The 14,241-nt window shown below is 38.2% G+C and carries 14 protein-coding genes; 12 read left to right on the top strand and 2 right to left on the bottom strand.

Going from position 1 to position 14,241, the window contains the following annotated elements; all coding sequences use genetic code 11:
• Positions 1-3 precede the first annotated feature (3 nt).
• Positions 4-1,488, top strand: coding sequence for a RagB/SusD family nutrient uptake outer membrane protein (locus ACKWBX_RS03690; protein WP_413967296.1), 1,485 nt, complete (start codon positions 4-6; stop codon positions 1,486-1,488).
• A 186-nt stretch (positions 1,489-1,674) separates the two neighbouring features.
• Positions 1,675-2,004, top strand: a complete 330-nt coding sequence (locus tag ACKWBX_RS03685) for a T9SS type A sorting domain-containing protein (RefSeq protein WP_413967295.1) — start codon at positions 1,675-1,677, stop codon at positions 2,002-2,004.
• Positions 2,005-2,047: 43 nt separating this feature from the next.
• Here the strand turns inward: ACKWBX_RS03685 and ACKWBX_RS03680 are convergent, their stop codons facing one another.
• On the bottom strand, positions 2,048-2,548 hold the full coding sequence (locus ACKWBX_RS03680; RefSeq protein WP_413967294.1) for a hypothetical protein: 501 nt from the start codon (positions 2,546-2,548) through the stop codon (positions 2,048-2,050).
• 304 nt (positions 2,549-2,852) lie between these two features.
• Here ACKWBX_RS03680 and rplM point away from each other — a divergent pair, with 304 nt between their 5' ends.
• The 10 genes from rplM to ACKWBX_RS03630 all read left to right on the top strand — a co-directional run bounded on the left by rplM (position 2,853) and on the right by ACKWBX_RS03630 (position 13,737).
• The gene (gene rplM, locus ACKWBX_RS03675) at positions 2,853-3,308 is read left to right on the top strand and encodes a 50S ribosomal protein L13 (RefSeq protein WP_413967293.1); all 456 of its coding nucleotides are present in this window, start codon (positions 2,853-2,855) and stop codon (positions 3,306-3,308) included.
• 1 nt (position 3,309) lies between these two features.
• On the top strand, positions 3,310-3,696 hold the full coding sequence (rpsI, locus tag ACKWBX_RS03670) for a 30S ribosomal protein S9 (protein ID WP_413967292.1): 387 nt from the start codon (positions 3,310-3,312) through the stop codon (positions 3,694-3,696).
• Between the two features lie 217 nt (positions 3,697-3,913).
• On the top strand, positions 3,914-5,047 hold the full coding sequence (gene rpsB / locus ACKWBX_RS03665) for a 30S ribosomal protein S2 (protein ID WP_413967291.1): 1,134 nt from the start codon (positions 3,914-3,916) through the stop codon (positions 5,045-5,047).
• A 71-nt stretch (positions 5,048-5,118) separates the two neighbouring features.
• Positions 5,119-6,084 carry a translation elongation factor Ts gene (gene tsf, locus ACKWBX_RS03660; protein WP_413967290.1) on the top strand — a complete coding sequence of 322 codons (966 nt, stop codon included), beginning with the start codon at positions 5,119-5,121 and terminating at the stop codon, positions 6,082-6,084.
• 202 nt (positions 6,085-6,286) lie between these two features.
• Positions 6,287-6,994 carry a UMP kinase gene (pyrH, locus tag ACKWBX_RS03655; protein ID WP_413967289.1) on the top strand — a complete coding sequence of 236 codons (708 nt, stop codon included), beginning with the start codon at positions 6,287-6,289 and terminating at the stop codon, positions 6,992-6,994.
• A 40-nt stretch (positions 6,995-7,034) separates the two neighbouring features.
• Positions 7,035-7,589: a ribosome recycling factor gene (gene frr, locus ACKWBX_RS03650; RefSeq protein WP_413967288.1), complete on the top strand. Its 555-nt coding sequence runs from the start codon at positions 7,035-7,037 to the stop codon at positions 7,587-7,589.
• Between the two features lie 128 nt (positions 7,590-7,717).
• A complete protein-coding gene (locus ACKWBX_RS03645; RefSeq protein ID WP_413967287.1) occupies positions 7,718-10,105 on the top strand; it encodes an efflux RND transporter permease subunit in 2,388 nt (795 codons plus the stop codon).
• Positions 10,106-10,202: 97 nt separating this feature from the next.
• Positions 10,203-11,636, top strand: coding sequence for an asparagine--tRNA ligase (gene asnS, locus ACKWBX_RS03640; protein ID WP_413967286.1), 1,434 nt, complete (start codon positions 10,203-10,205; stop codon positions 11,634-11,636).
• Positions 11,637-11,674: 38 nt separating this feature from the next.
• Entirely contained in the window at positions 11,675-13,132 is a 1,458-nt protein-coding gene (gene rpoN, locus ACKWBX_RS03635; RefSeq protein ID WP_413967284.1) for an RNA polymerase factor sigma-54, read from the top strand.
• Positions 13,132-13,737 (top strand): hypothetical protein, encoded by a 606-nt coding sequence (locus tag ACKWBX_RS03630; RefSeq protein WP_413967283.1) that lies wholly within the window; start codon positions 13,132-13,134, stop codon positions 13,735-13,737. Before rpoN ends, ACKWBX_RS03630 begins: the two co-directional genes overlap by 1 nt.
• Before the next feature lie 17 nt (positions 13,738-13,754).
• Here ACKWBX_RS03630 and ACKWBX_RS03625 read toward each other — a convergent pair whose 3' ends face one another.
• Positions 13,755-14,237, bottom strand: a complete 483-nt coding sequence (locus tag ACKWBX_RS03625; protein WP_413967282.1) for an ExbD/TolR family protein — start codon at positions 14,235-14,237, stop codon at positions 13,755-13,757.
• Positions 14,238-14,241: the final 4 nt, after the last annotated feature.

The following is a 14,241-nucleotide window of genomic DNA, read 5'->3' as shown; positions in this document are numbered from 1 at the left end:
CAGATGAAAAAGTTTAATTTATTAATAGTCTTTATTCTTCTAACAACTATAATTAGTTCTTGCGATAAAGATTTACTAGAACAGGTACCGACTGAAAATGTCGCCTCTACCACATCTACAGAAACTACTGGCAACCTATTCTTAATTGTTAACGGTATACATAGATCTCTTTACATAAGATATGGAGCACAAGGCAGGACCGGTATTAGTGCATTAATGCTTCAAAACGAGAACCTCGGCGAAGATTATGTAAATACTGCTAGGGCCAATAACTGGTTTATTTCTACGAGCGGATGGCAAGATCATACCAATGTAACTTCTGCCAACAACCTGTTCCCGTATAGGACATACTACAGGATAATTAGGAACGCTAATGTTATTATCAATGGTGCGGAAAATGCGACAGGGGAAGAAGCAGAAAGAGATGCAGCCTTGGGCCAAGCATTAACATACAGGGCATGGGCCCATTTTCAAATGGTGCAGCTATATGGACAACGTTATATGCCCGGAGGAGGCAATTCACAGCTTGGAATACCCATTCGTTTGACCCCTGATAACGAGCCTTTAGCTAGAAACACCGTGGAAGAAGTGTATGCTCAAGTAAACCAAGATTTGGATGATGCAATAGCCGTACTAAGTGATTATAACAGGCCAAACAAATCACATTTGGATATAAGTGTGGCTAGAGGGTTAAAAGCACGTGTAGCACTTGTACAGGGCAACTATGGCATTGCGGCAGATTTTGCTTCTCAAGCGAAAGAAGGTTACGAATTAATGGACAACGATACCTATTTCAACAATTTTAGTGATTATAGTAATGTTGAATGGATGTGGGGCAGCTTTATACAAGAAGACCAAACCGATGTTTTTGGAAACTACGGAGCCTATATTTCTAGAAATTTCAGTTCTTCCAATATTCGAGGAAATCCTAAGGCCATAAGCAGTCTTTTATATGATGAAATATCGGATACCGATATTCGCAAGAGATTATGGGATCCAACAGGAGAACATCCCATTTTACCGCCTGGAATTGAAATTAGCTCCAGACATAGCAGACAACCTTACACAAACCAAAAATTTATAGCTGCAGGTACAGGCGATAGTAGAATGGATGTTCCTTATATGAGGGCAGCTGAGATGTACCTTATTGAAGCAGAAGCCTTATCTTATTCAGACGAGACCGCAGCTAGACAAGTACTATTTGAATTGGCTTCCAATAGAGATCCCAATTATATATTATCTACGAATTCTGGGCAAGCCCTGAAAGAAGAAATTTACGTTCAAAGACGTGTAGAACTTTGGGGCGAAGGCTTTAGGTTCTATGACTTAAAACGATTAGATCTTCCTTTAAACAGAAACGGAGCCAATCACAGTGCAGACCTGATTTCTGACGTATTTGACGTACCAGCTGGAGATTCAAGATGGCAATGGTTAATTCCACAAGATGCATTAAATGCAAACCCCTTACTGGTACAAAATCCTTTATAAAAAGATTTTTTTGAGTTAGTTCCTAAAAGCCTTTCATGTTCACTACATGGAGGGCTTTTAATTGTTAATAAAGGTTAATTCCTTACATTGACCACATTATAAGGTCATTTACACAACATTTAATTGCTCTCTACCTAGAGCATTCTTAGCTTTAGAGTTGGTTTGTTTAAGTAGCACATCAAAATTATGGGGAAAGCGATTTTAATTTTAAGTTTTTTATTGTTTTCGGTCGGTATGCATGCGCAAATTGACTCTAACGAAATAATTGCCAAACCCGAAAAAGTAAAAGTATTTCCAAATCCTGCGAGTAATATTTTAAATATACTCGGATTGCAAAATTCAGATAACGCGACCATCTTAATTTCCGATATCTATGGCAATACAGTGCTACAACATCAATGGCAAATAAAAAATAGGGCGTTGAATATCCCTGTAGCGGCCCTTTCTAAAGGAATCTATATGATTTCAATTCAATCTGAAGAGCAAACAATACAAACGAAATTTTATAAACAATAAAAGCCCTCATGAGGGCTTTTTAAATTTCAAAATAGAAAGGAAATTATCTTTTAGTAAAAATTAGTTCGCCACTTTCATCAAAATCAGGGATATCCAAATCCGCAGCATTCACTATCATTGTTTCTCCGTCTATGGTAACGTTTACCGTTTCCGTTTCTCCATCGGGAGTTAAAAATACAACCACGGAACCATCATATGTATACGTACTTGATTCTATATCTGATTCTGTGGGACATAGAATATCAAACCCTGTTTCGGTTGTCTGAAAATCTCCCACATAATTGGATGAATTTGTAGCCGTAGCTGTTAAATCTGCATTAAATTGAAGCGAGATAATCACACAATTCTTATTTGCTAAAAATTCAAGAATCTCTCGACCTAATATTGCATCATCGCTTGCCGTATTATCATCGATTCTGAATTCGGTCGCATCCCATGTTCCTATTATGGCGTCGGCAGGGTTTTCAGCAGCCTCACCTTTATCGGAGCTACAGGACGCCAGAAACAAACTGAAGGCAAGTATTAGTAAAATATTCTTTTTCATCATAATTCTTAATTGAGTTTACAAAATTACAAACGAATAAATATAATGAATATTTCAAGTGCTTTAAATCATACTGGTCAGTGCTTGAGTTTTAAATAATACGTAAACGAAAAAACAACAACTTAAAATTTTTGATTTTTATCAGAAAATATCTTATCCGGTATCAACCCAATAAAGATGAAAATATTGATGAGAAAAAATCAGACAAATATTTAAAAACAACCATTTGTAATTCAACTTAATAATTGTACATTTGCAGCCCGTTTGACGGGATTATAGTATTTAACAAGTAAAATAAGCAGTAGTGGATACATTAAGTTATAAGACTGTTTCGGCCAATAAAGCTACGGTTACAAAGGAGTGGCTATTGGTAAATGCAGAAGGAGAAGCTTTGGGCCGTTTGGCTTCTAAAGTTGCCAATTTATTGAGAGGCAAGCATAAACCAAGTTTTACGCCACACGTAGATTGTGGGGATAATGTGGTAATTATCAATGCAGAGAAAGTAACGCTTTCCGGAAATAAATGGTCCGACAAAACCTACTTGAGGTATACAGGTTACCCAGGTGGTCAGCGTTCTACTACCGCAACGGAATTACTTCAAAAAAATCCTGCGAGCATTGTAGAGAGAGCTGTGAAAGGAATGTTGCCAAAAAATAGATTAGGTGCGGAATTGTTCAGAAATCTTAAAGTTTACGCTGGTGAGGCGCACGAACAAGAAGCTCAAAAACCAACTGTAGTAAATTTAAAAGACCTTAAATAATATGGAAATTATTCATAAAATAGGTAGAAGAAAAACAGCTGTAGCACGTGTTTATGTTTCCCAAGGAAAAGGAAACATTACCATCAACAATAAAGATTTAAAAGTTTATTTCCCGACTGCTACACTACAATACAAAGTAAACCAACCTTTTTCGCTTACCGGAAACGAAGACAATTACGACGTTAAGGTAAATGTATACGGTGGTGGAATTACAGGTCAAGCAGAGGCTATCAGATTGGCCATTTCCAGAGCGCTTTGCGAGGTAGATGCCGAGCATAGGACTACGCTTAAACCAGAAGGTTTATTGACCAGAGACCCAAGAATGGTGGAACGTAAGAAATTCGGACAGAAAAAAGCCCGTAAGAAATTCCAGTTCTCCAAGCGTTAATCACAGAATTATTGGGTGCTCTTTCAAAAGGGCACCTTTATTATATTTTTAACCAGTTCATTGAAAGTTCTTCCAAGAGGAACAATTAAAAATCCTTTTCCCATTTTCTATATGGAAAAAGGTAAGATTAGTTTAGCATCTAAATGGTGAAGGCTTCCGATTTTTTTGGATACCACTTTACCATTGCTAATTCAAAAGAACGTAAACTAAATTTAAAATGGCGAAAGTCGAAGTAAAACAATTATTAGAAGCTGGTGTACACTTTGGACACCTTACCAGAAAATGGAATCCGAACATGGCTCCTTATATCTACATGGAGCGTAACGGAATTCACGTTATCAATCTTTACAAAACCGTTGCAAAAATGGACGAGGCCAACGAAGCCTTGGCCAAAATTGCAGCTTCAGGAAGAAAAATTCTTTTTGTAGCCACTAAAAAACAAGCAAAGGACATCGTTGCCGAAAAAGCGGCAAACGTAAATATGCCCTACATCACGGAAAGATGGCCAGGGGGTATGTTGACCAATTTTGTAACCATCCGTAAGGCTGTTAAGAAAATGGCCTCTATTGATAGAATGAAAAAAGACGGAACGTTCTTGACACTTTCTAAAAAAGAACGTCTTCAAGTAGACCGTTTGCGTGCTAAATTGGAGAAAAACTTAGGGTCTATTTCTGAAATGACACGTCTTCCCGGTGCACTTTTCATCGTTGATACCATGCGTGAGCACATAGCGGTCAAAGAAGCACAGAAATTGAACATTCCAATTTTCGCAATGGTCGATACCAATTCCGACCCTAGAGATGTTGATTATTTGATACCCTCTAATGACGATGCATCAAAATCAATTGATATCATCATGACGCAGGTAACCAATGCCGTCGCTGAAGGTCTGGCGGAACGTAAGGCCGAAAAAGGAGAAAAAGAAGCTAAACCAAAGACTGAAGCTAAAACAGAAGAGGCACCAAAAACGGAAAAGAAAGCTGCCGCTCCAAAAGAGACAGTAAAGGAAGAAGTAAAAAAGGAGGAAGCACCGATCGTAGAAGAAAAGAAAGAAGAAAAAGCTGCTCCTAAAAAAGCAGCTAAGGCTAAAGCTGAAAAAGGAGATGATCTTACCAAGATTGAAGGTGTTGGTCCAAAAGCTGCGGAAGCATTGACAAATGCAGGTATGGCAACTTTCGCTGATCTATCCAAAGGAGACGCTGAAAAAATAAAAGAAATTTTAACGGAAGCCAGTTCAAGAATGGCTCATTTAGACCCAACTTCTTGGCCAAAACAAGCAAAGATGGCCGCTGATGGTAAATGGGATGAGCTCAAAGAATGGCAGGACAACGCTAAAGGAGGCGTAGAATAAACATCTTTAATTCAGAATTACTAATTATCACATTCCCGTAGGCATGGGAATACATAAATAATTTTAAAGTTATGGCAAAGATTACAGCCGCAGAAGTAAATAAATTAAGAAAAGCTACCGGAGCAGGAATGATGGATTGCAAAAATGCATTGGTAGAAGCAGAAGGCGATTTTGACAAGGCAATTGATGTGCTTCGTAAAAAAGGACAGAAAGTAGCCGCAAAGAGAGCGGATAGAGATTCCTCGGAAGGTGCCGCTATTGCCAAAGTGAATGCGGACAATACTGCTGGAGTGGCAATCGTCTTAGGATGTGAGACCGATTTTGTTGGTAAAAACGAAAAGTTCGTGGCCTTGGCAAACGACCTTGCAGAACAAGCATTGAACTATAATACGAAAGAAGAGTTCTTAGCTTCCGATTTTAACGGCATAACGGTTGCTGAAAAGCTAACGGAACAAACTGGCGTTATCGGTGAAAAATTAGAAATTACAGCTTTTGAAAGAATTGAGGCACCATATGTAGGTTCTTATGTTCACATTAATAAAATAGCCGCATTGGTCGGTCTTTCCGCTAAAGTAGACAAAGCCGATGTTCTTGTGAAAGACGTGGCAATGCAAGTAGCATCTATGGGAGCGACGACATTATCTTACAAAGATTTTGATGCGGACTTTATCGCTGCCGAGACTGAGGCTAGAATTGCAGTTATAGAAAAGGAAAATGAAGAATTGGAACGTTTAGGAAAAACACTTAAAAACGTACCCCAATATATTTCTATGGCGCAATTGACCGATGAAGTTCTCGCAAAAGCCAAAGAAGATGCCAAAGCACAATTGAAAGCGGAAGGCAAGCCAGAACAAATTTGGGACAAAATTCTTCCTGGAAAAATGGAAAGGTTTATTTCTGACAATACAACACTGGACCAAGAGCAGTGTTTATTAGATCAGAATTTCATTAAGGATGAAAAAATAAATGTTGCAGAATACGTAGCATCTTATGGAGATGTAACCGTTACAGGTTTTAAACGTGCAACAGTAGGATAATTAAAAGCAAACTAACTCAAATTAAAAGGCCGCCAAGCACAAACTTGGCGGCTTTTTTTATTAAAGCATTACGAAACCGAGGTAATTATTATGATGTAAAATGATAAACTGGGCATATTGGAGATTGACTGCGCTGAATCAAAAAATTACCTTTTAAAGCCATCATTTTTTTTCATTATTTTTGTTCCGAAATAAAATAAACATGCGATACAAGAGGATACTTTTAAAACTAAGTGGAGAAGCATTGATGGGAGAGAAACAATATGGTATCGATTCCAATAGGTTGAATGAATATGCGGAAGAAATTAAAAAAGTTATTGACAAAGGTATCCAAGTAGCAATAGTGATAGGAGGCGGAAATATTTTCCGTGGTCTTTCGGGCGCTGCCACAGGAATGGATCGTGTACAAGGAGACCATATGGGCATGCTGGCGACGATTATTAATGGTTTGGCATTACAAAGTGCGTTGGAAATGCAACATGTGGAAACGCGATTACAATCTGCCATAAAAATAAATGAAGTAGCTGAACCTTTTATTCGAAGAAGGGCAATACGCCATTTAGAAAAAGGGAGGGTCGTTATTTTTGGTGGAGGAACTGGTAACCCATATTTCACGACCGATTCTGCTGCTGTGCTACGTGCCATTGAAATAGAGGCCGATGTTATTCTTAAGGGAACGCGCGTAGACGGTATTTATACTTCGGATCCGGAAAAAGATAAAAATGCCACCAAGTTTGATACGATTTCGTTTAAAGATGTCCTTACAAAAGGATTAAAAGTTATGGACACCACAGCTTTTACCCTTAGTCAAGAAAATGAATTGCCCATTGTAGTTTTTGACATGAACACCAAAGGAAACCTACTTAGACTTGTAGATGGCGAAGCAATAGGGACCACTGTTAATGTTTAGATTGGTATAATTTGTGTAAGTACCGCAGAAAATTTTGATTATGAATGAAGAGATACAATTTATTTTAGATTCCACAAAAGAGAGCATGGACGCTGCCATAGCGCATTTAGAACGAGAATTTGTCAAGATCAGAGCGGGCAAAGCCAGTCCCGCTATGCTATCTTCCGTAATGGTAGAATATTATGGTTCTCAGACACCTTTATCCCAAGTAGCCAATGTGAACACTCCAGATGGTCGCACTATTTCAGTTCAGCCATGGGAAAAGGCGATGTTACCGGAAATTGAAAAAGCAATCATGAACTCCAACCTTGGTTTCAACCCTATGAATAATGGAGATATGGTCATCATTAATGTTCCGCCACTTACCGAGGAACGTAGAATTCAGCTCACAAAACAGGCAAAAGCAGAAGCCGAACACGCTAAAGTTGGTGTTAGAAGTGCACGACAAGATGCCAATAAAGAAATCAAGGATTTGGATATTTCCGAAGATCTGGAAAAAAATGCCATGGTGGATGTCCAAGAATTGACCGATACCTACAGTAAAAAAATTGATGCTTTCTTGGAGAAAAAGGAAGTTGAAATCATGACGGTTTAAAAGCGTCTTTCAAAATAAAAAAAGCGGCATTCAGCCGCTTTTTTTATCGGTTTTCATTTTACTTTTAAATCATCTGCTTAGGAACAATAAGTGGCATTGGTTACCTTTGCACCCGGCTTAAAGAACCCATGGTAAAAAAACTCACAACAGGATTTTGGTCTGCTACCGCAAGAATCATTCTTAGAAATAGGATTCTAATACTGGCACTTGTGATTGCTTTTACGGTTTTCTTGGGATTACAGTGGAAAAATATGCGCTTCTCCAGTTCCCAAGCCAATTTACTACCAGATGACCACCCCGTAAATTTAGAGTATAAAGAATTCCTAAAACAGTTTGGGGAAGAAGGCAATGTAGTTGTGTTCGCCATAAGGGACAGTGCACTTTTCAGTCCCTCAAATTTTAATCGTTGGAACAAGCTTAGCAAACAACTTGGTGCTTTTCCAGAAGTTGATTTTGTATTATCTACGGATAATCTTCAGGAATTGATAAAGGATAAGGAAAACCAAGAGTTTTTCCTTAGACCCCTGATACAAGGAAAACTGGATACTAGAAAGGAAATAGATAGTATTAAAAACCACCTTTTTAATGAACTGCCCTTTTATGACAATCTAATCTACAACAAAGAAAGCGGTACCGTTCGTACCGCAATGTATTTAGACAAGGATATTGTAAATACTTCCGTAAGGAAAGACTTTATCCTAAAGGACATGACAAACCTTGTGAAGAATTTCGAAGAAGAAACCGGTTTGGATGTCCGCATATCCGGGATGCCATATGTACGAACCATGAATTCCCAAAACATCATTGATGAAATTGGAAAATTCATTCTTGCCGCCTTAGGGGTTACCTCAGTTATTTTCTTTTTCTTTTTCAGAAGTGTTCGGGCAACTTTCATTTCTATGTGCGTAGTGATTGTTGGAGTGATGTGGGCTTTTGGAATCCTTGGCTTGCTGCAATATGAAATCACGGTATTAACGGCATTGATTCCGCCACTGATCATAGTCATCGGTATACCTAATTGCATATTCCTCATCAATAAATACCAACAAGAAGTCAAGAAACATGGTAATCAGGCCTTATCATTACAACGTGTGATTTCCAAAATAGGGAATGCTACTTTAATGACCAATATGACAACTGCTTCCGGCTTTGCCACATTTATCATTACGGACAGCAAATTATTAAAGGAATTTGGCGTTGTTGCTTCTATCAATATCATTGGTATTTTTTTATTATCGCTCTTGATTATTCCTATTGTATATAGCTTTTTATCGCTACCAAAATCCAGACATTTAAAACACTTGAACAAACGGTGGATAGATGCTTTCGCAAATTGGATGGAGCGTATTGTTAGGGATCGAAGAATAACAGTTTACATCGTTTCCATAGCGTTGCTCGTTTTAAGTATTATAGGAATCTATCAAATAAATATTTCAGGAAGTCCTATTGAAGATATGCCCAAAAAGGCCGAATTCTTTGAAGATATACGATTTTTTGAACAGGAGTTTGACGGTATTATGCCCGTAGAAATTGTTATTGATACTAAAAATCCGAAAGGAGTACTGAAGCCTGCCAATCTAAAAAGAATGGACCGTTTGGGAACTCTGGTCGATGAAATTCCTGAACTGTCCAAACCGGTTTCGATAGTCAATCTGGTGAAATATTCCAAGCAGGCCTTTTATAATGGTATCCCCAAATATTATCAATTACCTACAAGCCAAGAAAACAACTTCATTATGGATGTTGCCCGAAAATCTTCTGACAACGGCAACCTCTTAAAAAGTTTTGTGGACAGTACGGGACAAGTGGCACGTATGACCACTTTTATGCGCGATGTAAAAACAGACCGTATGGAGGAAATTGAAGAACGCCTTTTGGAAAACATCGCCAAAATTTTTCCCGAGGAGCGTTTTAAAGTGTACATGACCGGAAGTGCCTTGTTGTTTCTAAAAGGAACAAAATACTTGGTCAAGAACTTGATACTATCATTGGCCCTGGCAATAGGGTTGATAGCTTTGTTTATGGCCTATTTGTTCCGTTCGTTCAAGATGATCATTATTTCCCTGATACCAAACCTACTGCCTTTGCTCGTTACGGCCGGAATCATGGGCTTTATAGGCGTACCTATAAAGCCTTCTACCATTTTGGTATTTAGTATTGCCTTTGGTATTTCAGTAGATGATACCATACACTTCTTGGCCAAATATAGACAGGAACTTACCGCTAGCAAGTGGAAAATAGAAAAATCCGTTTATGCGGCCCTCAGGGAAACAGGAGTAAGCATGTTCTACACTTCCATTGTATTATTCTTTGGTTTTTCGGTTTTTGTCATCTCCAACTTTGGGGGTACCGTTGCACTTGGTTCATTGGTTTCCGCTACCCTACTCTTTGCCATGTTGGCCAATCTAATTCTGTTGCCGTCTCTCCTCTTATCGTTGGAAAAAAGTATTGCCAACAAAAAGGTTCTTAAAAAACCACAAATTGATATCCTACCGAAAGGAGAGGATAACGATTAAAGTTTTTATTGCTCCGGTACCTTTTTAAGACCAGTATTCCCTATTCTTTTTTATCAAAAAGCTATCTTTGATTTTTTAATTTTTCAAGAGCTTTACAATGCAGACAGTATCAGTTAAAGAACTACTTTCAGGTAAACAATTGCAGCAAGAGGTAACCATTAATGGTTGGGTGAGGACGTTCAGGAGCAATCGTTTCATAGCACTAAATGATGGTTCTACTATAAATAACATTCAATGTGTTGTAGATTTTGAAAACTTTGACGAAACGGTTTTAAAACAAATCAATACAGGTTCGGCGCTTCGTATCGGTGGCACCTTGGTGAAAAGCCAAGGAAAAGGACAATCTTTTGAAATTCAAGTGAACGATATCTTTGTACACGGTAATGCAGACCCGGACACCTACCCTATTCAACCCAAAAAACATTCATTGGAATTTCTTAGGGAAAAGGCGCATTTAAGGGTTAGAACCAATACGTTTTCCGCTATAATGCGGGTACGTTCGGCACTTTCCTTTGCCATTCATAATTACTTCAGAAACAATGGATTTCATTATTTTCACGCACCTATTATTACAGGTTCGGATGCGGAGGGAGCGGGAGAAATGTTTCGCGTAACTACCTTAGATGAAAAGAACCCTCCACTTACGGAAGATGGTACGGTTGATTATAAGGCCGATTTTTTCGGAAAAGAAACAAATTTAACGGTATCGGGACAATTAGAGGCCGAAGCATACGCCATGGGTCTCGGAAAAGTTTATACGTTTGGACCAACTTTTAGAGCCGAAAATTCAAATACTTCAAGACACTTGGCAGAATTTTGGATGATAGAGCCAGAAATGGCCTTCTTTGATCTGCATGACAATATGGATTTGGCCGAAGATTTCATAAAAGATGTGATTTCCTATGTGTTGGAACATTGTCAAGAGGATTTGGCATTTTTGGAAAAGCGTCTCTTAGATGAAGAAAAATCCAAACCGCAAGCGGAAAGAAGTCCGATGCCACTTCTAGAAAAATTGAAGTTTGTGGTAGATAACAACTTTAAAAGAGTAAGTTATACCGAAGCTTTTGATATTCTAAGAAACTCCAAACCCAACAAGAAGAAAAAATTCCAATACCCTATTGATGAATGGGGCGTGGATCTACAAAGTGAACACGAGCGTTATTTGGTCGAAAAACATTTTAACTGCCCGGTCATTCTTTTTGACTATCCGGCGAAAATAAAGGCCTTTTATATGCGTTTGAACGAGGATGGCAAAACCGTAAGGGCCATGGATATCCTTTTTCCTGGAATTGGTGAAATTGTGGGGGGATCACAGCGTGAGGAACGTTTGGATGTCTTGAAACAAAAAATAGCCGATTTAGGTATCGATGAAAAAGAACTCTGGTGGTATCTGGATTTACGAAGATTTGGTACTGCAGAGCACAGCGGCTTTGGTCTAGGTTTTGAAAGACTCGTATTGTTCGCAACTGGGATGGGGAATATCAGAGATGTTATACCTTTCCCAAGAACTCCCCAAAATGCAGAATTTTAAGGGTATTTCCTTATTTTTATAATGCATCTAGATAAACTATGCTAAAACAACACCTACAGTTTAAATTATCCCAAAAACTATCTCCTCAACAGATTCAGTTGATGAAGCTGATTCAATTACCTACTCAGGCTTTTGAGCAGCGCCTAAAACAAGAATTGGAGGAGAATCCTGCATTGGAGAGCGGTAAGGAAGATTTGGATAATCCTAAGGATGAATTTGCAGAAGTTTATGAAGATGAATCTGAAGGGGAGACTATTAACGCAGAGGACATCAATATTGATGATTATCTAAGTGATGATGAGATTCCCGAGTACCGAACGCATACCAATAACTATAGTGCGGACGATGACGAAAAAAGCGTTCCTTACGCAGCAGGTATATCTTTCAACCAACACTTATTAAATCAGCTGAATACAGTGTATTTGGATGACCAGGAATGGGCCATTGCCGAATTTTTGGTCGGGAGCGTAGATGAAAGCGGTTACATAAGGAGGCCAATTGCGGATATCATGGACGATTTGGCTTTTACCCAAAATGTATATACCGATGAGGAAACCATAAAAAAAGTCTTGAACATTGTCCAGGAATTAGACCCTCCCGGTGTAGGAGCGCGTTCTTTGGAGGAATGCCTGATTATTCAATTAGAGCGAAAAGAACTGACTCCAAGTATTGAATTGGCCATTGCCATACTTAAAAAATCCTTTGAACAATTTACCAAAAAGCACTATCAAAAGCTCATTCAAAAGCATGATGTCTCAGAAGAAGAATTAAAGGAGGCCATTAACGAGATTGAAAAATTAAACCCCAAACCGGGCGGTTCCTATGCAGGAAACAACAGAATCATAGAACATGTAGTCCCGGACTTTTCAATTAAAATAGTGGAAGGCGAACTGGAGCTTACCTTAAACGGTAGAAATGCTCCAGAACTACATGTTTCCAGAGAGTACAACAATATGCTCAAAGGTTATAAAGAATCTAAGGAAAAATCAAAATCGCAAAAAGACACGGTACTCTTCATAAAGCAAAAATTAGATGCCGCAAAATGGTTCATAGATGCCATTAGACAAAGGCAACAAACCCTTTTTGTTACCATGAACGCCATCATGCACTATCAAAAAGAATACTTTTTAACAGGTGACGAGCGCAATCTTAGACCCATGATCCTAAAGGACATTGCAGATGAAATAGAAATGGATGTTTCAACGGTTTCCAGGGTTGCCAATAGCAAATATGTAGATACGCCTTACGGCACTAAACTTATTAAGGAATATTTTTCCGAGTCCATGAAAAATGAGCAGGGAGAAGATGTTTCCACAAAAGAAATAAAAAAGATTTTGGAAACAGTTATTAAGGACGAGGAAAAAAAGAAACCACTGACCGATGATAAACTGGCTACAATCTTAAAGGAAAAGGGATATCCCATAGCACGTAGGACCGTTGCCAAGTACCGAGAACAACTAGGAATTCCGGTCGCGCGATTACGAAAACAGATTTAATGAAAACTTTCGCGAATGCTATCTCCTACATTTTTCATCCCTTATTCATACCCATAGCTGGTACGTTAGCCTATTTCCTCATCACTCCAAAATATAGTCCTTTGGAAATTCAAAGCGGCAACGTACTTCCTATTTTTATCCTAACGGTCATCATCCCGATTATAGCTTTTTTTATACTAAAAAATCTAGGTATCGTAACTTCGGTTCATATGGCAAGTATTTCCGAAAGGAAATACCCGCTTTTTATTCATATTGTATTGCTGTTGATGATTTTATACAAGGTGCTTCCCAATAATTATATCGGGGAGCTTTATTTTTATTTCGTAGGTTTGATTGGTTCAGCCTGCGCCAATCTGTTGTTGGTGTTTACCAATTACAAAGCAAGTCTGCACATGGCCGGTATTGGAGGTTTGTTCATGTACCTTATCAATCTAAGTATACATTTTGAAATCAATGTGATTATTGCAATAAGCCTTTTTAGTTTGGCAGTTGGCGTCGTTGCTTCTTCAAGGCTCTATTTAAAGGCGCATTCAAAACCTGAATTATTCATTGGTTTATGTATAGGAATACTTTCTCAACTTCTTACCGTGAAGTTTTGGTTATAACTATTTAAAATATATGGCTATTCCATATTGAGGAAAGCGTCCCCTTCGTTAGTTGTATAATTGATTTTTAAAGCATTAATCGCCCTTAGTTTTTGTTTTACATCCATCACCAATCCCATTGATGCCTTTTTATCTATCTTTAGGGAAATTGTCACAAAAGCCTGAAGATGCTCTGGTTTCTCGTTAATCTTCTCCAGTATCACCGACTCAAAATTCTCAAAATCGACGAAGTTATTATCAATCTGAATTTTAGCTTCAGACCCTAATAATTTATTAAAAGGTTTTTTTGGATTACCGATGTAAATCGTAACTATCCTATCTTTTTTGTCCAGATGCTCTATCTCACTGGCATTAGGTAATTCGTTAGCTACTTTTAAAGTATTATCCTTCATCACCGTAACGGTCATGAAGAAAAACAACAATATAAAAACGATATCTGGTAATGAAGCGGTAGATACTTCTGGTCTGCTTGTGTTTTGTTTTAATTTAAATTTTGACATGATT

The sequence above is a fragment of the Maribacter algae genome, assembly GCF_047345745.1.
In the GTDB taxonomy this organism is placed as follows: domain Bacteria; phylum Bacteroidota; class Bacteroidia; order Flavobacteriales; family Flavobacteriaceae; genus Maribacter.
Note: the sequence above shows the minus strand (reverse complement) of the source record. Positions and strands in the feature narration are given on the sequence as shown.

Excerpts from the sequence above, each read along its gene's own strand:
- frr (WP_413967288.1), top strand. The coding sequence starts at position 7,035 with ATGAATGAAGAGATACAATTTATTTTAGATTCCACAAAAGAGAGCATG.
- rpsI (WP_413967292.1), top strand. The coding sequence starts at position 3,310 with ATGGAAATTATTCATAAAATAGGTAGAAGAAAAACAGCTGTAGCACGT.
- rpsB (WP_413967291.1), top strand. The coding sequence starts at position 3,914 with ATGGCGAAAGTCGAAGTAAAACAATTATTAGAAGCTGGTGTACACTTT.
- asnS (WP_413967286.1), top strand. The coding sequence starts at position 10,203 with ATGCAGACAGTATCAGTTAAAGAACTACTTTCAGGTAAACAATTGCAG.
- ACKWBX_RS03625 (WP_413967282.1), bottom strand. The coding sequence starts at position 14,237 with ATGTCAAAATTTAAATTAAAACAAAACACAAGCAGACCAGAAGTATCT.
- ACKWBX_RS03685 (WP_413967295.1), top strand. The coding sequence starts at position 1,675 with ATGGGGAAAGCGATTTTAATTTTAAGTTTTTTATTGTTTTCGGTCGGT.
- ACKWBX_RS03630 (WP_413967283.1), top strand. The coding sequence starts at position 13,132 with ATGAAAACTTTCGCGAATGCTATCTCCTACATTTTTCATCCCTTATTC.
- pyrH (WP_413967289.1), top strand. The coding sequence starts at position 6,287 with ATGCGATACAAGAGGATACTTTTAAAACTAAGTGGAGAAGCATTGATG.
- ACKWBX_RS03680 (WP_413967294.1), bottom strand. The coding sequence starts at position 2,548 with ATGAAAAAGAATATTTTACTAATACTTGCCTTCAGTTTGTTTCTGGCG.
- tsf (WP_413967290.1), top strand. The coding sequence starts at position 5,119 with ATGGCAAAGATTACAGCCGCAGAAGTAAATAAATTAAGAAAAGCTACC.
- ACKWBX_RS03645 (WP_413967287.1), top strand. The coding sequence starts at position 7,718 with ATGGTAAAAAAACTCACAACAGGATTTTGGTCTGCTACCGCAAGAATC.
- ACKWBX_RS03690 (WP_413967296.1), top strand. The coding sequence starts at position 4 with ATGAAAAAGTTTAATTTATTAATAGTCTTTATTCTTCTAACAACTATA.
- rpoN (WP_413967284.1), top strand. The coding sequence starts at position 11,675 with ATGCTAAAACAACACCTACAGTTTAAATTATCCCAAAAACTATCTCCT.